The following is an 18,256-nucleotide window of genomic DNA, read 5'->3' as shown; positions in this document are numbered from 1 at the left end:
TTGACCGCACCCGAAGCCGCCACCGCATGGCAACTCCTCGAAGAAATGGCCGACACCCTCTGCCCGAAAGACCCGCGCGGGAAGAAAGAACGCCTCTGTGATGCGTTCATGGCCCGCATGCACGGCGAACCCCGACTGGCCTGCCTGTGCCACCGCCCCGACTGCCCGAAGAACGACACCGCGTTGCCGGATCGGCGGGTGCCGTTGACGATGATCACCGTCGACATCGCCACCCTCATCGGACTGCTCGCCAACCCCGCCTACCTCGCCGGGCACGGTTCCATCGACCCCGACCTCGCGCAGGAGCTGGCACGCAACAGTCACTGGCAGATCCTGCTCACCGAAGCCGTCACCCTGGCCGAATCCCTCGGCCTCGCACACCAGAACCCGGAAACAGGGGAATGGGAACGAACACCGACAGACCAGCAGCAGGAGTCGGATACAGCGACTACGAAGGCGGAAGCAAAGCCCGACGCGAAGTCAGTAACGAAGTCGACCGCAGCATCACCATCGGCACCGAACAGGGCTTCGTCGACAAACACGACCGAGACAACCGACACCGATGCGAGCACCACTCCAGCGCCAGCGTCTGCAGCGGAAGGATCATCTGCTTCCCGTCAGGAAACAGAACCCGACCGCGGCTCCGGTCCAGCATCATCGCCTGCAACATCGGCCCGAGGTCCGATCGACACGTCGAGTTCGACACCCGATCCAGCACAAGCACCTGCGCCGCCGCCGGGGACGACAACCTCACCGGCTCCGCTGGAGGGTCAGACCGAGGACACCCCTGCCCATCCAGCGGCAGATCCAGCTCCACCCGACTTCAGCGGAGACGAGGACAGGCCACGACGGACCCAATCGCTGACCTCCGCCGCAGCCCTGTTCTGCACCCACACCCCCGTCGGCCGGGGCACACGGCACAGCTCTGCCCTCGATCTCCCGACACTGAACCGCGCCGCCCTGAACCACGCCGCCTTGAACCAGTCGGGACTCGGGCGTTCGGGCAACCGCGGTAGCTGTACAGCCAGTGGCATCTACCCCGGCAACGCATCGCTCGCCGCTGCACTCGAAGCTGCTATCGCAGCCGATCCCACCCTCGGAAAATCAGTACCTCGCGACCCGCTCACCGACCGCGCCCTGATCTACCGACCCGACACCCTCACCACCGCAGCCGTCCGACTACGCGACAAACACTGCCGATTCCCCGGCTGCCACCGCCCCGCCGCACGCTGCCAACTCGACCACATCACCCCCTACGACCACACCAACCCCCTCGGCGGAGGCTGGACCACCGTCAACAACCTCCAATGCCTCTGCGACTACCACCACAGCGTCAAAACCGCCGGCTACTGGACCGCCACCATGCTCCCCGGCGGAGCCATCCTCTGGACATCGACCTCGAAGACCACCCGGATCACCCTGCCCACCAACGGCACAGCTGTCCCCATCCTCGGCGACGACCTCACACCACACATCCCCACCCGACCGACACGATCCGGCATCATCGCCTACCCCAACCCTCCCGACCACCAGGACCCCGAAACAGAACCGACAGCCGAAGACACCGACACCCCGCCCTTCTGAAGATCGGGCTTCCACTGAGGACGGCGGACCGTGCCGGCGCTCGCGCCAAGGTCGGCAAGCCGAACCCAGGTGCACGAACTCGATGGACCGTCGACCTTCGCCGACTGTCGACGTCGGTCCGCGTGGCCTGCAGAATGGTCGTCACTCGTCGACCGGCATACTCGAGAAATGAGCAATTCACGTGCAACCGCTCGCCCGCGAGCACTGTCGTTGCACGGCCGCATCCGAGTGTTGACGATGAGCGTGGCAGCCCTGGCAGTCGCAGTCAGCGCTCTTGCGATCTATCTCGTCGCAGAGCAGGCCCTCCGCTCACAGATCATCGACCGCGTCGAACGCAACAGCGACGCCATCATTGCCAGCGCAGCATCAGGCGTTCCGGCCGATATCTTCGGCTTCGGCATCGAAGACACCGAGGGAACCGCGGTGAAGGTCGCCTTCGCGATGAGCGACGGGACTTTGGTGACGTCCACGAACGGCTCCGAGCCGTTCACCAATTCCGACGGAGTTCTGGACGATGCGGAAATATCGGTCATCGACGGTGACGTCGATCAATCCTTGCGCGAGGTACGTGGCTATTACATCTCCGCCAAGCGCACCGATTCCGGCGAAACGATCCTGGTGGCCGAGGCTCTCAGCGGAGCGTCACCTCTTCTCGGCAAGCTCACGCTCGCCCTGGTCCTCGTCGGGGCGTTTCTCGTCGCGTTGGCAGGCGTAGCCGGTGCCGCCGTCGCACGCACCGGACTCCGACCGGTCAGGCGACTGCGGGCCGCTACCGAACGCGTCGCCCGCACAGGAGATTTCGAGCCCATCGACGTCAACGGAGACGACGAACTGGCATCACTGGCCAACAGCTTCAACGAGATGTTGGCCTCCCTGTCTCGTTCGCGAGCACGGCAGGGTCAGCTGATCATCGATGCCGGCGCGGAACTGATGGAGCCGCTGACAGCATTGCGCACCAACATCGATCTATTGATGTCCCTCGACCGGCCGGACACCCCGGACATGCCGGAGGACGAGCAGGACCGATTGCGCGTCGAAGTCATCACTCAGATGGACGTCATCAACGGGCTGGTGCACGACCTGGTCGACCATGCCCGGGAGCCCGCGCCCACCCCGCAGTGACGGCCGAGAACCGTTCGGAACCAGTGCTGTTCGGAACCAGTGCCGTTCAGGACGAGAGCCGCACACCGGTCAGTTGTTCCGATGCACCCCACAAGCGGCGCGCATCGTCCATGCTGCGCATCGGCTTCCACATGCCGACCTCGGCCGGTGGCCCGCCGATGATTCGCTTAGGACCGAAGAACTGATCCCCACGCGCGTCGCTACCCGCGGCCGCAATCAATCCTGGCTGCGCTGCGCTGTCCACAGTGCCCGCAATGCCGACGCGGGCAAGAACGCCGATCAATCGTCTGCCGGCCGAATCCTTCGGTCGCCCCAATCCCGGTTGTGCCGCAAGCAAGTTGGTCGGCGAAATTCCCGGGTGAGCGATGTTGCTGGTGATTCCCCAGCCGCCTGCACTACTACGAGCCTCGAGTTCGCGTGCGAACAGAGCCACCGCGAGCTTCGATTGACTGTAGGCCTTCATGACGTCGTAGGAACGCTCCCAGTTGAGGTCGTCCCAATTGATGGTCCCCGACCGTGCCGCAATGCTCGTCTGATGGGTGACCCGCGCATTACCTTTCCGCAGCAGCGGCAGTAGACCGAGGGTGAGCGCGAAGTGGCCGAGGTGATTGGTACCGAACTGCAGCTCGAATCCATCCTCGGTGACCTGACGCGCAGGTGGCTGCATGACACCTGCATTGTTGACGAGTATGTCGATCGCCCGGCCATCGGATGACAAGTCGTCCACCAGGGCGGAAACGGATTCCAAGGACGACAGATCCAGCGCCCGAGTGGTGACCTTCGCTCCCGGCACCGCGACTCGGATCGATTCGGCTGCCCGCTCCCCCTTGGTGGCCGAGCGCACCGGCATGACGACCTCGGCACCGGAGCGAGCGAGCTGCGTGGCGATGACCGTTCCGATCCCGTCGCTTGCTCCCGTGACGACGGCAATCTTCCCCGTCAGATCGGGAAGGGATGTGTGTGCTGTGCGGCCCATGACAAGCTCCTGTGCTGGTGTCGATCTGCGGATTCGATCTGCAGAACCCATGTTCGACGATTACCACGAGCTCATCCAGGACTTCCCGATCCACTGATACGGCCGACACCGTGGATCGCGTCAGGACAGAACCTGAGTTCCCACCACCGCGAGCAGCTCCAATTTGGCGTAGCTTTCACTGCCGGGGACGGCCGTGTACACCAGCAGACGATGCTCTTGTTGGGGGTCGAGAAGGGTCTGGCAGTTCAGTTGCAGCAGGCCGACCGTCGGGTGCAGAAACCGCTTGGACTCGGGTGGGTGAACCCCCACTTCGCGTTTCGCCCACAGGGTTCGAAATTCCTCGCTGACCTCGAGCAGCTCTGTGGACAGGTGCGCAGCTCTCGAGTCGGGTCCGCGAAGAGTGACTATTTCGCGTAGCCCCGACGCGTACACCCGAGACAGCACTGCACGCTCTTCGGGCGGATACGACTGCCGGGCCTCGGGGTCGGTGAACCAGCGATACCCCAGACTTCGCTGGGGGCCGGTGCGCTGCGAGGCATCACCGGTCAGTGCCGCGCCCAGCGGTGTCTGACGGAGCGTCTCTCCGATTTCGGACACGATCTCGGCGGGTGTGTCGTTCAGGCGGTCCAGAATTCGTAGCATTCCCGGGCTGATGTGGTCGCTCGACGACCCGCGGACGGGAGGATTGTGCCCGGCGAGTCGGAACACGTGATCACGCTCGCCGAGCGACAGGTGCAATCCCTGTGCGATGGAGGCGATCATCTGCGCCGACGGGGCGGGTCCGGTAGCCCGTTCGAGTCGTGCGTAGTAGTCGGTAGACATGTGGCACAGCTCAGCGACCTCCTCACGGCGGAGGCCCTGTGTGCGTCTGCGCTGCCCCCGTGGCAGCCCGACGTCTTCCGGCTGCAGCGACTGCCGTCGCTGCCGTAGAAACGCTGCCAATTCCGGTCGATCGATCACGTCGGTTCCCTCTTTCCCGTGCGTGCGCATCGCGCCTGCATGAATTGTGCCTGCTGCGCGGTGGCTATTGTCGAGAGATGAGTCCTGCCCTGACCGTCGTCACCGGCGGAAGCCGTGGAATCGGTGCTGCGGTGTCCAGGCGGTTGGTGTCCGACGGGCACGATGTGGTGATCGGCTATCGCTCCGACGCCACTGCCGCGGAAGCGTTGGCCGCCGAATTGTCGACCGACGGCCGAACGGTGATCGCCGTACGCGCCGACACCACCGACGAGCAGGCGGTGATCGATCTCTTCACCGCAGCCGCCGAGATAGGCGCAGTCACCGGTCTCGTGAACAACGCCGGTTCGGCACGGGCTGTGGGGGCGCTGGTGGACAACGACATCGAGACCATCAGAGCGGACCTCGACGTGAATCTCGTCGGGGTACTCACCTGCTGCAAGTATGCGATCGCAGCGATGACCGGATCGGGTGGCTCGATCGTCAACATCTCCTCCGCTGCCGCGACCCTGGGCAGTCCTGGAATGTACGTCCACTACGCGGCGGCCAAGGCGGCTGTCGATACTCTGACGGTCGGACTGTCGAAAGAAGTTGCTGCGCAGAACATTCGCGTCAATGCAGTGGCACCCGGGATCATCGAGACCGACTTCCACCGCGATCGTGAACGGCCACAGAAGATGGCGTCGAGCATTCCCCTCGGCCGTCCCGGTGTGCCGAACGAGATCGCCGGTGCGGTGTCGTGGTTGTTGTCCGAGGATGCGCGATACGCGACCGGAACCGTCATCAGGGTGGCCGGCGGAATGTGAGTACTTCGGTCACCACTATCGAGGGGCGATGCGGTGCAGCTCCACGTCAGTGAGCGCACCGTCTTCGGCTGTGGCCGTCATGTACGTACAGAACGGTTGCCGACGCCGATCCGTCGGCGATCCCGGGTTCAGCAGCCGTAGACCGTTGTCTGCGACAGTGTCCCACGGTATGTGACTGTGGCCGAACACGAGCACGTCCGTTTCCGGGTACGCCTCCGCCATCCGTCGTTCCCGCCCCGTCGCGGCACCGGTCTCGTGGATCACGGTGAACCGCACCCCGCCGAGTAGGACGTCGGCGCGTTCGGGCATCAGAGCTCGCAGTTCCTCGCCGTCGTTGTTGCCCCAGCACGCAACCAGTCGACGCGACCGCTGCGAGAGTGCCTCGAACGCAGCCAGGTCCACCCAGTCGCCTGCGTGGATCACCACATCGGCGTCGTCCACAGCCGACCACACCTCGGCGGGGAGGTCACGGGCGCGCTTCGGGAGATGAGTGTCGGCAATCAGCAGCAACTTCACCACTCGATTGTGCACGTCGCCGATCCACTACCGCACATAGACGGCAGTGCGATGCCCCTCGACGACGTGGACGCGAACCGGGGTATCGAACACCTCGGTCAGCACGTCGTCCTGCATCATCTCCTCGGCGGTGCCCGTGTTCACGATGCCGCCGTCGCGCATGGCGACGATACTGTCGGAGTAGGCAGCTGCGAAGTTGATGTCGTGCACGACGAGCACGATCGTCTTGCCCAGTTCGTCTGCAGCACGACGCAATTGCTTCATCATCAACACCGAATGCTTGAGATCGAGATTGTTCAGGGGCTCGTCTAGGAGAAGATATTCGGTGTCCTGAGCCAGCACCATCGCCACGAACGCTCGTTGCCGCTGCCCGCCGGAGAGCTGATCCAGAAATCGCCCTTCGAGCGCCTTCAGATTCAGAAAATCCAAGGCGTCGTCGACGTGCGCCTCGTCCTCGGGACCGAGTTTGCCCTTCGAGTGCGGGAACCGGCCGAACCCGACCAGCTCACGGACCGTCAACCGCGCGGTGATGTGGTTCTCTTGACGCAGGATCGACAGGTGCTTGGCGAGTTCCCGAGACTTCGTGACGCGAACATCCATCCCGCCCACGGTGATCGTGCCCGAGGTCGGATCGAGCAATCGCCCGATGATCGTCAGCAAGGTGGATTTTCCTGCACCGTTCGGCCCGACGAGCGAGGTGATCCCGCCCTCGGCAATGGCACCGGTCACAGGACCGAGGACGACCACGTCCTGATAGGCCTTGGTCACATCACGAAAATCGATCACAGCGTGCCCCTACGAAGAATCATGATCAGGAACAGGATGCCACCGGCGAATTCGATGATGACAGTGAGGAATCCGCCGGCGTAGAAAATGTGCTGCATGACGAACTGCCCGAGCAACAACGTCAAGAAGCCCAGCAGGAACGCCATCGGGAGGACGTAGATGTGCTTGTAGCTGCCGGTCACCTGGTAGGCCAGCGTCGCCACGATGAAACCGAAGAACGTCATCGGTCCCACGAGCGCCGTCGAGAACGCCACCAGTAGAGCGATCAACATCAGCATCGACGTCAGTTCGCGCTTGTACGACACCCCGATCCCCATGGCTGCCTCTCGGCCGAGCAACAGTGCGTCCAGGTGGTGTCGGCGCTTCCACAGCACGATTCCGGCAAACAGACACACCCCGAACGCCAACGGCAGGTAGTCACCCTTCACAGCGCTCAGTCGGCCGAACAGTTCGACCGAGAGCATGTCGTATTCGGTGGGTGAGAGCAGGCGTTGCAGAAACGTCGAGATACTGTCGAACGCCAAACCAAGCACCACGCCGACCAGCAGCATCAGGAACAGGCTGCCGAGCTTTCCGGAGAACAGCCAGCCGTACAGCACGGTGGCCAGTGCGACCATCAACGCCGTCTGTGCCAACAACTTCGGGATCCCCTCGGTGTTGGCGATGACGGTGCCGCCGAAGACGAACACCATGAGTGTCTGCATCAGCGTGTAGAGCGAATCGAACCCGATGATGGACGGTGTCAGAATGCGGTTGTTGGTGACGGTATGAAAGACCACCGTGCCGAGGCCGTGCGTGAACGCCGCAACGGCCATGGCTCCCACCATGTTCAGCCGCCGAGGGAACGCGAATGCGAACGATCCGCGCACGAACAGGAACAGAAAGCACACGATGGCGATCGCCACGATCACCGAGAGCACCGCCAACCGCATCCTCGGAGTGAAGCGCGAGGCCTCGGGTCCGCCCAGAGCCGGCCCGGCCGAGCGCGGGGCCACACGGGAACTAAGCACTGACATATCGGCGCTGCCTCACGATAAGAACGACGAACACGACTGCCCCCAGAACTCCGAGAACGACCGATGCGGGAATTTCCATGGGTGCCACTACTGTTCGCCCGACGAGATCGCATGCCAGCAGCAGACCGGCACCGACGAGCGCCACCCAGGGGAGGTTCTTGCGAACGTCGTCGCCGAGCATCATCGACACCAGGTTGGGCACGATGAGTCCGAGAAACGGAATGAACCCGACGACGACCGTGGTGACGCCGGTCGCCACGGCAACCATGGCAACTCCGACCAGAACGATCTGCTCGTACCTCATACCGACGTTGGTCGCGAGCTCCTTACCGAGCCCGGCAACTGTGAAGCGATGCGCCAGCAGGTATGCCAGCACCGCAATGACGATCACCGCCCACATCGGTTCGTAGAACCCTCGCACGATGCCACTGAACCCGCCGGACCGCCAGGCCGACATCGCCTGCAGCAGATCGAAAGTCCCGGCGAGGAACGTGGTGACGGCCCCGACGACGGCGCCGAGCATGATGCCGACGAGCGGGACCACCAACGTCGTCCGGACCGACAGCCGCCGGAGCACGCCGACGAACAGCAGCGTGCCGACCAGAGCGAAGACCGTGGCAATGAGCATCTTGGTCATCGGCGGGGCGTCGGGTAACACGATCAATGTGGCCAGAACACCGAGGCCGGCCCACTGCGCCGTACCGGCGGTGGTCGGCTCGACGAACTTGTTCTGGGTGATCATCTGCATGATCACCCCGGAGATGCTCATGGCCATGGCTGCGAAGATCAAAGCCAACGTGCGCGGAACCCGCGAGATCAGGAACATGTTTCTGGCCGCGGGGTCGTCGACCATCGAGGCGACGGTGATGTCGTATCCACCGACGAGTAGCGACGCCACGGTCAACAGCGTCACGACCACCACGATCGCGGCAAGCAGGAGTCTCTTGTTCGTCATGTCGGCGATGCGTCGAACGGTGTTCGCCGGGGCCTACGCGGCGCTCTCGAACGCGTCCGAAATCGATTGGAACGCTTCAGTGTACGCCTGGATTCCCTCGCGGGTGTAGAAGAACGGATCGAGGTAGATGATCTGATCCTCGGTGGTGAAGGTGGTGTCGGCGAAGGCTTCCTGTGCATCGAAGACGGCCTTGGCAGGGGACGAACCGGGCTCACCCGCTGCGGCGTCGCGGTCCAGGACGATCACCCAATCGGGGTTGGCCTGAGCGATGGTCTCCGGTGCCAAACCCGAGTCACCATGGACATCGCCTGCCTGCCCTGCGAATACGTCGGTCAGCGTGAGTGGTTCGAGGAGACGACCGATGCGCGCGGCACCGTTGTCGATCTTGCCGCCGTTGACGTTGGCAAGAAACACCGTCTGCCCGGTGGTCTGCGCCGCGGCGGAAGCCTCCGCGGCGTCGAGGGCCGCGATGATCTCGGCCGCCCGGTCCTCCTTGTCGAAGATGACGCCGAGTGTCTCGGTCTGGGTCTTCAGAGTGTCGACGAAGTTCTCGTCGTCGGGCGAGATGTCGATGGTCGGCGCGATCTCGCCGAGCTCGTCGGTGTACTCCTGAAATCGGTAGCCGCCGATGATGAGATCGGGTTCTGCTTCGCTGACCACTTCGAGGTTCGGTTCGCGATGTGTTCCGACGTCGAGAATGGCATCGTTGTCGATCCACTCCTCGAAGCCCGTCGACGGCATGATGGGTTTGGGCAGAGCGACCGGCTCGATACCGAACGCCCGAAGCGTCTCGAACGAGGTGTTGTCCAGTGCCGCCACGCGCACCGGATTCGCGGGAACCTCCATGCTGCCGTTGTTCGTCTCGATGGTGACAGTTGCGGCGTCGGTCGATTCGTCTGTGGCCGAGTCGGTGCTGCACGCACCGAGCACGAGCAGCGAGGTCGCGGTGGCCGCGACAAGCAGACGGGGGGCGCGGAACGTTCTCACTTCGGTGTACTCCATTGCTCGATCTTTACTGGAACTTTGGTTGAGCAGTAAAGTAACACTTAGGCAAGGCTATGCAAATTTTAGCTGGGGAGTCAGCGAAAGTCCCTGGATCTGGATGCGACTCGCAGATCCATCAGTTGCAGATGGTCTGCCACCACGGTCACCGCCCCCTCGGCGTTCTGTACTTTGCCTCGAATCAGCAACGCCGGAGCCGTGATCGCCAACTTGCGGTACTTGGCCCACAATCCGACCGAGCACACCACGTTGACCATGCCGGTCTCGTCCTCGAGGTTGATGAACGTGACGCCTCCGGCAGTGGCCGGCCGTTGGCGATGCGTCACCGCTCCGCCGACGAGCACTCGGTCGCCATCCGGAATCTGCAGCAGCCGGTTCGCGGGAATCACGCCGAATGAATCGAGCCGATCGCGAAAGAACTGCGTGGGATAGGAATCCGGTGACACACCGGTTGCCCAGACGTCGGCCGAGGCCAGATCGAGATCCGACATTCCCGGTAGCGCAGGCGCTTTCGTCGACGCTCCGATGCCAGGAAGCAGGCCCGGACGCTCCCCCGCTGCCGCGCCCGCAGCCCACAGCGCCTCTCGACGTGTGATGCCGAAGCACCCGAGTGCGCCTGCCGTGGCAAGTGCTTCCGCCTGTGCAACCGACAGTTCGACGCGTCCCGTCAGGTCCAGGAACGAGGTGTACGGCCCGTGTGCATCTCGCGCGTCGACGATCTTCTGGGCCACTGCGGTCCCGATGAACTTCACATCCGCCAACCCCATGCGAATCTCGAGGCCGTCCGCCTCCAGATTCGCATGGCCGAGACTGGCGTTCACGTCTGCACCGTGGACGAGCACACCGTGCCGCCTGGCATCGGCGACCAAAGATTGCGGTGAGTAGAAACCCATCGGTTGGGCGCGCAGCAAACCTGCACAGAACGCCGCCGGATGGTGCAACTTGAACCACGACGAGTAGAACACCAGTGAGGCGAAGCTCTGCGAATGGCTCTCGGGGAAACCGAAATTGGCGAAAGCCGACAGCTTTTCGTAGATTCGGTCCGCCGCCGCGCCGGTGATGCCGTGAAGATCGCGCATCCCGTCGTAGAACCGCCCCCGCAGCAGTTCCATCTTCTCCGGTGACCGTTTCGATCCCATGGCGCGGCGCAGTTGATCGGCGTCAGCGGCACTGAAACCGGCGACGTCGATCGCCATCTGCATCAGCTGTTCCTGGAACAGCGGAACGCCCAGAGTTCGATCGAGCGCCTTCTTGAGCGACGGATGCTCGAAGATTACCGGCTCGAGTCCGTTGCGGCGCTTGATGTACGGGTGTACCGAACCACCCTGGATCGGACCGGGACGGATCAGCGCCACCTCGACCACCAGATCGTAGAAGTTCCGCGGCTTGAGCCGCGGCAGAGTGGCCATCTGCGCGCGGGACTCGACCTGGAAGACCCCCACCGAATCGGCTCGCTGCAGCATCTCGTACACCTCGGGCTCGGACAGGTCGATCGAGGCGAGTTCGATATCGATGCCCTTGTGCTCGGCGATCAGGTCCATCATGTAGTGCAGCGCCGAGAGCATGCCGAGCCCGAGCATGTCGAACTTCACCAAACCCACTGCGGCACAATCGTCCTTGTCCCACTGAAGCACACTGCGGTTCTCCATCGTCGCCCATTCCACCGGGCAGACGTCGGCGATCGGCCGATCGCAGATCACCATGCCACCGGAGTGAATACCGAGGTGGCGAGGGAAGCCCTCGATCTGCCGCGCGAGTTCGAGAACGGACTCGGGGATACCGTCGCCCTCCTGATCTCCGATTCCCGACCAGCGGGTGATCTGCTTGCTCCATGCGTCCTGCTGCCCCTGCGAAAAGCCGAGCGCACGGGCCATGTCTCGCACCGAGGACTTGCCGCGATAGGTGATGACGTTGGCCACCTGAGCGGCATGAGTGCGGCCGTACTTGGCGTAGACGTGCTGGATCGCTTCTTCTCGACGATCGGATTCGATGTCGATGTCGATGTCGGGGGGTCCATCGCGCTCGGGTGCGAGGAACCGCTCGAACAGCAGCTTGTTCGCCACCGGATCGACGTTGGTGATGCCGATCGCGAAGCAGACAGCCGAGTTTGCCGCCGAACCTCTTCCCTGACAGAGGATGTCGTGTGTCTTGCAGAAGTGGACGATGTCGTGGACCACCAGGAAGTAGCCGGGGAATTCGAGCCTCTCGATGATGTCGAGCTCGTACTCGAGCTGCGAATAGGCCGCCGGGTTCGCCGACTGCGAGCCGTACCGGCGTGCGGCCCCCTCGAACGTGAGTCGACGAAGATAGCTGATCTCGGTGTATCCGTCGGGCACATCGAACGGCGGTAGGCGCGGCGCGATCAACGTCAGATCGAACGAACACTCACGGCCGAGCTCGACGGCACCGCGCACCGCGCCCGGATAGTGCTGGAACAGCTCCGACATCTCCGCCCCGGAACGTAGATGTCCGCCGCCGGTCGGTGCCAACCAACCGGCAGCCTCGTCCAAGCTGCTCCGTGCACGCACAGCGGCCATCGCCATGGCCAATCTCCTGCTGCGGGGGCTGGCGTAGTGCGCGGCCGTGGTGGCGATCGTCGGAAGACCGTACCGCCGAGCCAGCGTCGCGAGAGCGTCGTTGCGCTCGTCGTCGTCCGCGACGCCGTGCCGGGTGAGTTCGACGGTGACACGATCGGATCCGAACCGGTCGACGAGAGCGCGCAGCGCGGCCTCTGCCGCCTCCGGACCACCACGCGAGAGCGCCTGCCGGACATGTCCCTTTCGGCAACCGGTGAGAATCTGCCAGTGACCGCCCGCCGATTCGGTGAGTTCGTCGATGTCGTACTGCGGCTTACCTTTGACCCCACCTGCCAGGTGTGCAGCTGCGATCCGACGTGAGAGCCGGCGATACCCCTCCTGGCCGCGAGCGAGCACCAGTAGATGAGTGCCGTCGGGATCGGTCTCCCCGGCTCGGGATCGATGTGTGTCCAGCGAGAGTTCGGCACCGAACACGGTTCCGATGCCGAGAGCTCTGGCCGCCTCGGCAAAGCGCACGACTCCGTAGAAACCGTCGTGATCGGTGATAGCGATGGACTCGAGGCCAAGGCGTACCGCCTCCTCGACCATCTCCTCGGGCTGCGAGGCACCGTCGAGAAAGCTGAACGCCGAGTGCGCATGCAATTCCGCATACGGCGTTGCCGGGCGCACCGGCTCGCGGTGGCGAGGCCCCTCGTAGGCTTCTCGTTTCCGGGACCAGGCCGGGCTGTCGCCACCGTCACCCTCGGCCGCAGGCTTGGGACGCCCGGACAGAACTCGTTCCATCTCCGACCACGTGGGTGGTCCGTCGTTCCATCCCATCGAGCCCACCCACCTTCACACTGCCGTCTCATCGAACACTTGTTCTAATGAGAACACGAGGGTCCGACACGGATCAACTAGAGTCGAATCGCCACAGACCCTTTTCACCGAATCCCTTTCACAGAATCCCTTTCACAGAGCCGGAGCACAGACGTGACGCGTTGGGCATCGTTCGTCGTATCGCACAAACGATGGGCACTCGCTGTTGTCGTCGCCGTCGTCGCCGTCGGCGGGATCTTCGGACTCGGCGTCTTCTCGAAACTGAGCGAGGGCGGTTACGCCGACGCAGGCAGTGAATCGTCCGAGGTCGCGCGACTGGTGCAGGGCATCGGCCAACCGACCCCCGACATCGTCGCGATCTACACCGCCCCCGAGGGCAGGACGATCGACGACATCGGACCGCAGGTGCAGGCGACGCTCGACGAGTTCAGCAGTCGATACACCCTCGGCAACGTCAGTTCGTACTGGAGCGCAGACCCGGTCAGCAAGGAATTCCTGGTCTCCAAGGACCGAACCAAGGCGTTGGCCACGGTGTCTCTCGGTGCGAACTCGGGCGTCACGTTCAATACTTTCGGCGAACTTCCTCCACAGCTCGAAGTGCCCGGAATCGAATCGCAGTTCGCCGGCGCGTCGGTGGTGGGAGTCTCGCTCAGCGAAACCCTCGAACGCGACCTGATCCGCTCCGAGATCATCGCTGTTCCCATCACGTTGCTGCTACTGATCTTCATCTTCGGCGGCGTGGTCGCTGCAGCGGTTCCGGTGTTCGTCGGCATTCTGAGCGTGCTCAGTTCGCTCGCGATCCTGCGGGTGCTCACCGAGTTCACCGAAGTCAGCTCGTTCTCCATCAACGTCGCGTCGTTGCTGGGACTCGGCCTGGCCATCGACTACGGACTGTTCATCGTCAGTAGGTTCCGCGAGGAATTGCGCGGTGGACTGACGCCGATCGACGCGACCATCCGCACGGTATCCACCGCGGGCAAGACCGTCGTCTTCTCCGGACTACTGCTGATCTGCGCATTCGCCGGCATGCTCGTCTTTCCGCAGGCGGTGATCAGGTCCCTCGGGTTCGGAGCCATGGCGGCGGTGGCGAGCGCGGCCGTCCTGTCACTGACCGCTGTCCCGGCACTGCTCGCCATTCTCGGCACCCGCATCAACTCCTGGACATGGTCACGAACTGCATCCGATCGCAGTGATGCACGCGCACACAAGTTCTGGGGCGGCGTCGTCACCCGCGTCATGAAGCATCCGGGCATCGTCGCTGCCGTCATCGTCGCCGGGTTGCTGATCATCGCCACCCCGATCCTGAAGGTCTCACTCGGAGAGGTCGACTACACGGCGCTGCCGAAGGACAACCCTGCGCGCATGGCATTCGAAACTCTCGGTTCCGACTTCGAATCCACCGGCGAGGGCGCAACCGTGGTGCTGCGCGGCCTGGACGGCGTCAAGCCTCAGGGCGCACCGATTGCAGCGCTCACCTCCGCTGTGGAATCCACGCCCGGTATCGCCCGAGCCGAATTCCTGGGCTCCAAGGACGATTTCGTGACGTTGCGGGCGTCCTACAGTGAACCGACCGATGGGCTGAGCGAGGCCGAATCCCAATCCGAGGCAGTGGCGGCGCTGCGCTCGATCGCTCCCCCGGACGGCGCCGAGATCCTCGTGGGCGGCGGACGAGCCAATGTCGACGACGGCAATGCGGCGATCGCGAAGTGGCTACCGGTGATGATCGCCATCATGGTGATCTCGACGCTGGTGTTGCTGTTCCTCGCGTTCGGATCGATCGTGCTGCCGATCAAGGCGGTCCTGATGGCCGGACTGAGCTTGGCTGCCACCTTCGGCGCACTCACGTGGGTGTTCCAGGAAGGCCACGGAGCCGACCTGCTCGGCGTCACCCCCGGACCGCTCGAGTCGACGTTCGTGGTGCTCATTCTCGCGGTCATCTTCGGTTTGTCGACCGATTACGAGGTGTTCCTGATGTCGCGCATGGTCGAGGCTCGCGCGGCTGGAGCGAGCACCGAGGAAGCGGTGATCTTCGGCGCTCAACGCACCGGACGCATCGTCACTGCGGCGGCGTTGATTCTGATCGTCGTCACCGGAGCCTTCACGATCTCGGGTCTGTCGATCATGAAGTTCCTCGGCGTCGGAGTCATTCTGGCTCTGATCATCGACGCGACGATCATCCGTATGTTGCTGGTTCCGTCCTTGATCAAACTCATGGGCGAGGCCAATTGGTGGGCACCTGCCTGGATGAAGAAAGTGCACGAAAAAGCCGGTATCGGGCACTAGCACCGGAACTTACTTCGGAGTAAGGTCGGCTCGCATGGCGAACTACATCGTAACCGGCGGTACCGGGTTTCTCGGGAAGAACGTCCTGCCCCGATTGCTCGAACGTGATGCGCTCGCTGCGATCCACGTGCTGGTGCGTCCGCATTCGGTGGCCCGCCTCGAGCGACTCGCACAGCACCTCGACGGCGGCGACCGAATTCACCCGCTGGTCGGCGACCTCACCGAGCCGGAGCTCGGACTCCGAGAGGTGCCTGCCGACGTCGATCACATCCTCCACCTCGGAGCCGTCTACGACCTGACCGCAGGTGACGAGCAGACCCCGACCAACGTCGCCGGAACCGCCTCGGTGATCGGCCTCGCCGAGAAGACCGGCGCCCGCCTGCACCACATCTCGTCGATCGCCGTTGCGGGCGACTATCGAGGAACGTTCTCCGAGAACGACTTCGACCTCGGACAAGGTTTTCCGACTGCCTACCACCGCACCAAATTCGAGTCCGAGAAGCTGGTCCGCGACAGCGCTGCGGACTGGCGGGTCTACCGGCCGGCCGCGATCATCGGCCACTCCGAGACCGGTGCCATCGACAAAGTGGACGGCCCGTACTACTTCTTCCCGTTCTTCGCGGAACTTGCCAAGCTGCCGTCCGTCGTACCGATCACGGTGCCGAAGATGGGTGCTACCAACCTCGTTCCGGTCGACTACGTCGCCGACGCCATCGTCGAACTCGTGCATAGAGACACCTCTCCCGGCAGCGTGTTCCATCTGGTCAATCCGGAGCCTCAGTCGATGGCAGAGGTCTACGCCGCGTTCTCGTCGGCGGCCGGATCTCGCGCGAAAATCGTCGACGTGCCAGGGGCACTGGTCGCTCCGGTCGTCTCCCCCAAGTCCAGAGCCGTACGCAAGCAGCGCGATGCCGCCCTCCGCGATTTCGGTGTGCCACCGGTGATGCTCGAACACCTGACTCTGCCCACCGTGTTCGAGTCGGCATCGACGCAGAAAGCGTTGCAGGGCAGCTCGATCACACCGCCACCACTGCGGACCTACGCCGATCGCGTGTGGATGCACTGGCGGGAGAACTTCGATCCCAAGCGCAACCGCCGAAACGACCCACGCGGTCCGCTGTTCGGCCGTCACATCGTCATCACCGGTGGTTCGTCCGGAATCGGCCGAGCCAGCGCAGAAGCAGCTGCCCGCAAGGGCGCGGTGGTCATTCTGCTCGCGCGCGGTCAGGACCAACTCGACGAGGTGGTCGAGCACATCCGCGAGTCGGGCGGCACCGCCTACGGTTACTCGTGCGACGTCACCGACAGCGAATCGGTCGACCAGACAGTGAAAACCGTTCTGAGCGAACACGATCACGTCGACATGCTGGTCAACAGTGCCGGTCGATCCATCCGCCGCGCACTCTATCGATCCACCGATCGGTTGCACGACTACGAGCGCACCATGGCCGTCAACTACTTCGGGGCGATACGACTGGTGCTCGCACTGTTGCCACACATGCGCGAACGCAGCTTCGGACACGTCGTCAACCTCTCCAGCGCTGCCGTTCTGGGCCACCCTCCCCGTTTCTCCGCCTATGTGGCCAGCAAGGCGGCGTTGGACGGCTTCACCGATGTGGCTGCCGCAGAGACACTCTCGGACGGAATCACGTACACCACCATCCACATGCCCCTCGTGGACACCCCGATGATCACCCCGACGGGTGACAAGAACGTCGGCCCGGTCTTCTCACCGGAGAAGGCCGCCGCGATCGTGATTCGTGCACTGAGCGACAAGCCGAAGCGAATCGATACTCCGCTGGGAACACTCGGGCAGTTCGGTGCCATGTTCGCCCCCAAGGGCAAAGACCGCACGATGCACCAGCACTACCGCAAATTCCCCGAATCCGCTGCAGCCAAGGGTGAAACACCGATCACGATCGAAGACGGGAAAGTGCCCTACCGAGTTCGCCGATACGATCCGAAGACTCCGAGCGCACGCATCGGCAAGGTGATCCGACGCGTCGGAAGATTGGTACCCGGCACGAGCTGGTGAGGTGCGTGGCGCAAGTAGTGGATACTGACGGCAGCGGCTATTGCATACACCCTTGCTATGGGGCGACGGCGGTCCACAGAGTCCAGCGATCGCGTTCGATCAACTCACCGCGGGCCAGGCGACCACGCAGATACTCGACCAACTGTGCGAGTTCGACGTCGGAGAGTTCGTGCAGGATGGAGCGCCCGGTTCTGCCTGCGATCTCGATCAGATACTTCTCTCGACTTTCGTAGCGTCGACGAGTTTCCCAGAGTTGCTGCGTTGCAACGTCGGTGAACCCTGCCCGCGTGAAGGCGGCCTTTACGTCATCGACGCCGTGTCGTCGCCGACCCTCGATCTCGACCAACCGGGGAAACGCGTCGAAGAGATATCCGCGTGGATTTGTCGGCGACGCTGCGAGTGTCGCGTCCTCGCTCGTCCGATCCTGAACGATCGCGGTACCACCTGGACGCAGTAGCCGGAACATCTCTGTTGCCAGGGCAGATGCATCGGGCAGATGATGGACGAGCGCGCGAGCGAACACAATGTCTGCTCGACCGCCGGGCAGGCAGGTGTGTTCGGCGGATGCACACTCGAACGCAATGTCCGCGGGCGACGATCGACGGGCGGACTCCAGGATCGGTGCACTCGAATCGACAGCTGTGACGTGCGCTCCAAGCGTGCGCCATGCACGCGCATAGGTTCCCCCGCCGCAGCCGAGATCGACGATATGCGCGCCGACCGGATCGACGGTATCGGTGATTGCGGCAGCCCATGAAGGGTCGGCCTCGCGGCCGGAATAGGTGTCGCCGTTGGCTGGATCTGCGAAGTCGATGGGCATACGGACAAGTACACCGAGCCCCTTGACCTACCACCACCATTT

The 18,256-nt window shown here is 63.5% G+C and carries 14 protein-coding genes; 5 read left to right on the top strand and 9 right to left on the bottom strand.

Going from position 1 to position 18,256, the window contains the following annotated elements:
* Together ABZ677_RS16300 and ABZ677_RS16295 are read left to right on the top strand one after the other, a co-directional pair.
* On the top strand, positions 1-1,584 hold a 1,584-nt coding region (locus ABZ677_RS16300), incomplete at its 5' end, for a hypothetical protein (protein ID WP_358370980.1).
* A 168-nt stretch (positions 1,585-1,752) separates the two neighbouring features.
* The gene (locus ABZ677_RS16295; RefSeq protein ID WP_037188198.1) at positions 1,753-2,706 is read left to right on the top strand and encodes a HAMP domain-containing protein; all 954 of its coding nucleotides are present in this window, start codon (positions 1,753-1,755) and stop codon (positions 2,704-2,706) included.
* A gap of 46 nt (positions 2,707-2,752) precedes the next feature.
* Here the strand turns inward: ABZ677_RS16295 and ABZ677_RS16290 are convergent, their stop codons facing one another.
* Positions 2,753-3,682: an SDR family oxidoreductase gene (locus ABZ677_RS16290; RefSeq protein WP_094633727.1), complete on the bottom strand. Its 930-nt coding sequence runs from the start codon at positions 3,680-3,682 to the stop codon at positions 2,753-2,755.
* A gap of 120 nt (positions 3,683-3,802) precedes the next feature.
* Positions 3,803-4,642, bottom strand: coding sequence for a helix-turn-helix transcriptional regulator (locus ABZ677_RS16285; RefSeq protein WP_358370976.1), 840 nt, complete (start codon positions 4,640-4,642; stop codon positions 3,803-3,805).
* Positions 4,643-4,719: 77 nt separating this feature from the next.
* Between ABZ677_RS16285 and ABZ677_RS16280 the strand changes: the two genes are divergently transcribed.
* Positions 4,720-5,445, top strand: a complete 726-nt coding sequence (locus tag ABZ677_RS16280) for an SDR family oxidoreductase (RefSeq protein WP_037188205.1) — start codon at positions 4,720-4,722, stop codon at positions 5,443-5,445.
* 15 nt (positions 5,446-5,460) lie between these two features.
* Here the strand turns inward: ABZ677_RS16280 and ABZ677_RS16275 are convergent, their stop codons facing one another.
* From ABZ677_RS16275 to ABZ677_RS16250, 6 genes are all read right to left on the bottom strand, one after another.
* A complete protein-coding gene (locus ABZ677_RS16275; RefSeq protein WP_358370973.1) occupies positions 5,461-5,961 on the bottom strand; it encodes a metallophosphoesterase in 501 nt (166 codons plus the stop codon).
* Positions 5,962-5,988: 27 nt separating this feature from the next.
* A complete protein-coding gene (locus ABZ677_RS16270; RefSeq protein ID WP_358370970.1) occupies positions 5,989-6,747 on the bottom strand; it encodes an ATP-binding cassette domain-containing protein in 759 nt (252 codons plus the stop codon).
* Positions 6,744-7,742, bottom strand: coding sequence for an iron chelate uptake ABC transporter family permease subunit (locus tag ABZ677_RS16265; RefSeq protein WP_358370967.1), 999 nt, complete (start codon positions 7,740-7,742; stop codon positions 6,744-6,746). Before ABZ677_RS16265 ends, ABZ677_RS16270 begins: the two co-directional genes overlap by 4 nt.
* Positions 7,743-7,749: 7 nt before the next feature.
* Entirely contained in the window at positions 7,750-8,718 is a 969-nt protein-coding gene (locus ABZ677_RS16260; protein ID WP_068051775.1) for an iron chelate uptake ABC transporter family permease subunit, read from the bottom strand.
* 33 nt (positions 8,719-8,751) lie between these two features.
* Positions 8,752-9,720, bottom strand: a complete 969-nt coding sequence (locus ABZ677_RS16255; protein ID WP_358370964.1) for an ABC transporter substrate-binding protein — start codon at positions 9,718-9,720, stop codon at positions 8,752-8,754.
* 77 nt (positions 9,721-9,797) lie between these two features.
* Positions 9,798-13,076: an error-prone DNA polymerase gene (locus ABZ677_RS16250; protein ID WP_358370961.1), complete on the bottom strand. Its 3,279-nt coding sequence runs from the start codon at positions 13,074-13,076 to the stop codon at positions 9,798-9,800.
* Between the two features lie 153 nt (positions 13,077-13,229).
* On the opposite strand from ABZ677_RS16250, the gene ABZ677_RS16245 reads away from it, so the two are divergent.
* A complete protein-coding gene (locus ABZ677_RS16245) occupies positions 13,230-15,359 on the top strand; it encodes an MMPL family transporter (RefSeq protein WP_358370958.1) in 2,130 nt (709 codons plus the stop codon).
* A 34-nt stretch (positions 15,360-15,393) separates the two neighbouring features.
* Positions 15,394-17,394, top strand: a complete 2,001-nt coding sequence (locus tag ABZ677_RS16240) for an SDR family oxidoreductase (protein ID WP_358370956.1) — start codon at positions 15,394-15,396, stop codon at positions 17,392-17,394.
* A 55-nt stretch (positions 17,395-17,449) separates the two neighbouring features.
* Here the strand turns inward: ABZ677_RS16240 and ABZ677_RS16235 are convergent, their stop codons facing one another.
* Positions 17,450-18,214, bottom strand: coding sequence for a methyltransferase domain-containing protein (locus ABZ677_RS16235; protein WP_358370953.1), 765 nt, complete (start codon positions 18,212-18,214; stop codon positions 17,450-17,452).
* Positions 18,215-18,256: the final 42 nt, after the last annotated feature.

It is taken from the genome of Rhodococcus sp. NPDC006774 (assembly GCF_040636045.1).
In the GTDB taxonomy this organism is placed as follows: Bacteria; Actinomycetota; Actinomycetes; order Mycobacteriales; family Mycobacteriaceae; genus Rhodococcoides.
Note: the sequence above shows the minus strand (reverse complement) of the source record. Positions and strands in the feature narration are given on the sequence as shown.

What these genes read in the sequence shown, in the direction of transcription:
- ABZ677_RS16295 (WP_037188198.1), top strand. Translation starts at nt 1,753, where the DNA reads ATGAGCAATTCACGTGCAACCGCTCGCCCGCGAGCACTGTCGTTGCAC.
- ABZ677_RS16235 (WP_358370953.1), bottom strand. Translation starts at nt 18,214, where the DNA reads ATGCCCATCGACTTCGCAGATCCAGCCAACGGCGACACCTATTCCGGC.
- ABZ677_RS16280 (WP_037188205.1), top strand. Translation starts at nt 4,720, where the DNA reads ATGAGTCCTGCCCTGACCGTCGTCACCGGCGGAAGCCGTGGAATCGGT.
- ABZ677_RS16250 (WP_358370961.1), bottom strand. Translation starts at nt 13,076, where the DNA reads ATGGGATGGAACGACGGACCACCCACGTGGTCGGAGATGGAACGAGTT.
- ABZ677_RS16260 (WP_068051775.1), bottom strand. Translation starts at nt 8,718, where the DNA reads ATGACGAACAAGAGACTCCTGCTTGCCGCGATCGTGGTGGTCGTGACG.
- ABZ677_RS16240 (WP_358370956.1), top strand. Translation starts at nt 15,394, where the DNA reads ATGGCGAACTACATCGTAACCGGCGGTACCGGGTTTCTCGGGAAGAAC.
- ABZ677_RS16255 (WP_358370964.1), bottom strand. Translation starts at nt 9,720, where the DNA reads ATGGAGTACACCGAAGTGAGAACGTTCCGCGCCCCCCGTCTGCTTGTC.
- ABZ677_RS16290 (WP_094633727.1), bottom strand. Translation starts at nt 3,682, where the DNA reads ATGGGCCGCACAGCACACACATCCCTTCCCGATCTGACGGGGAAGATT.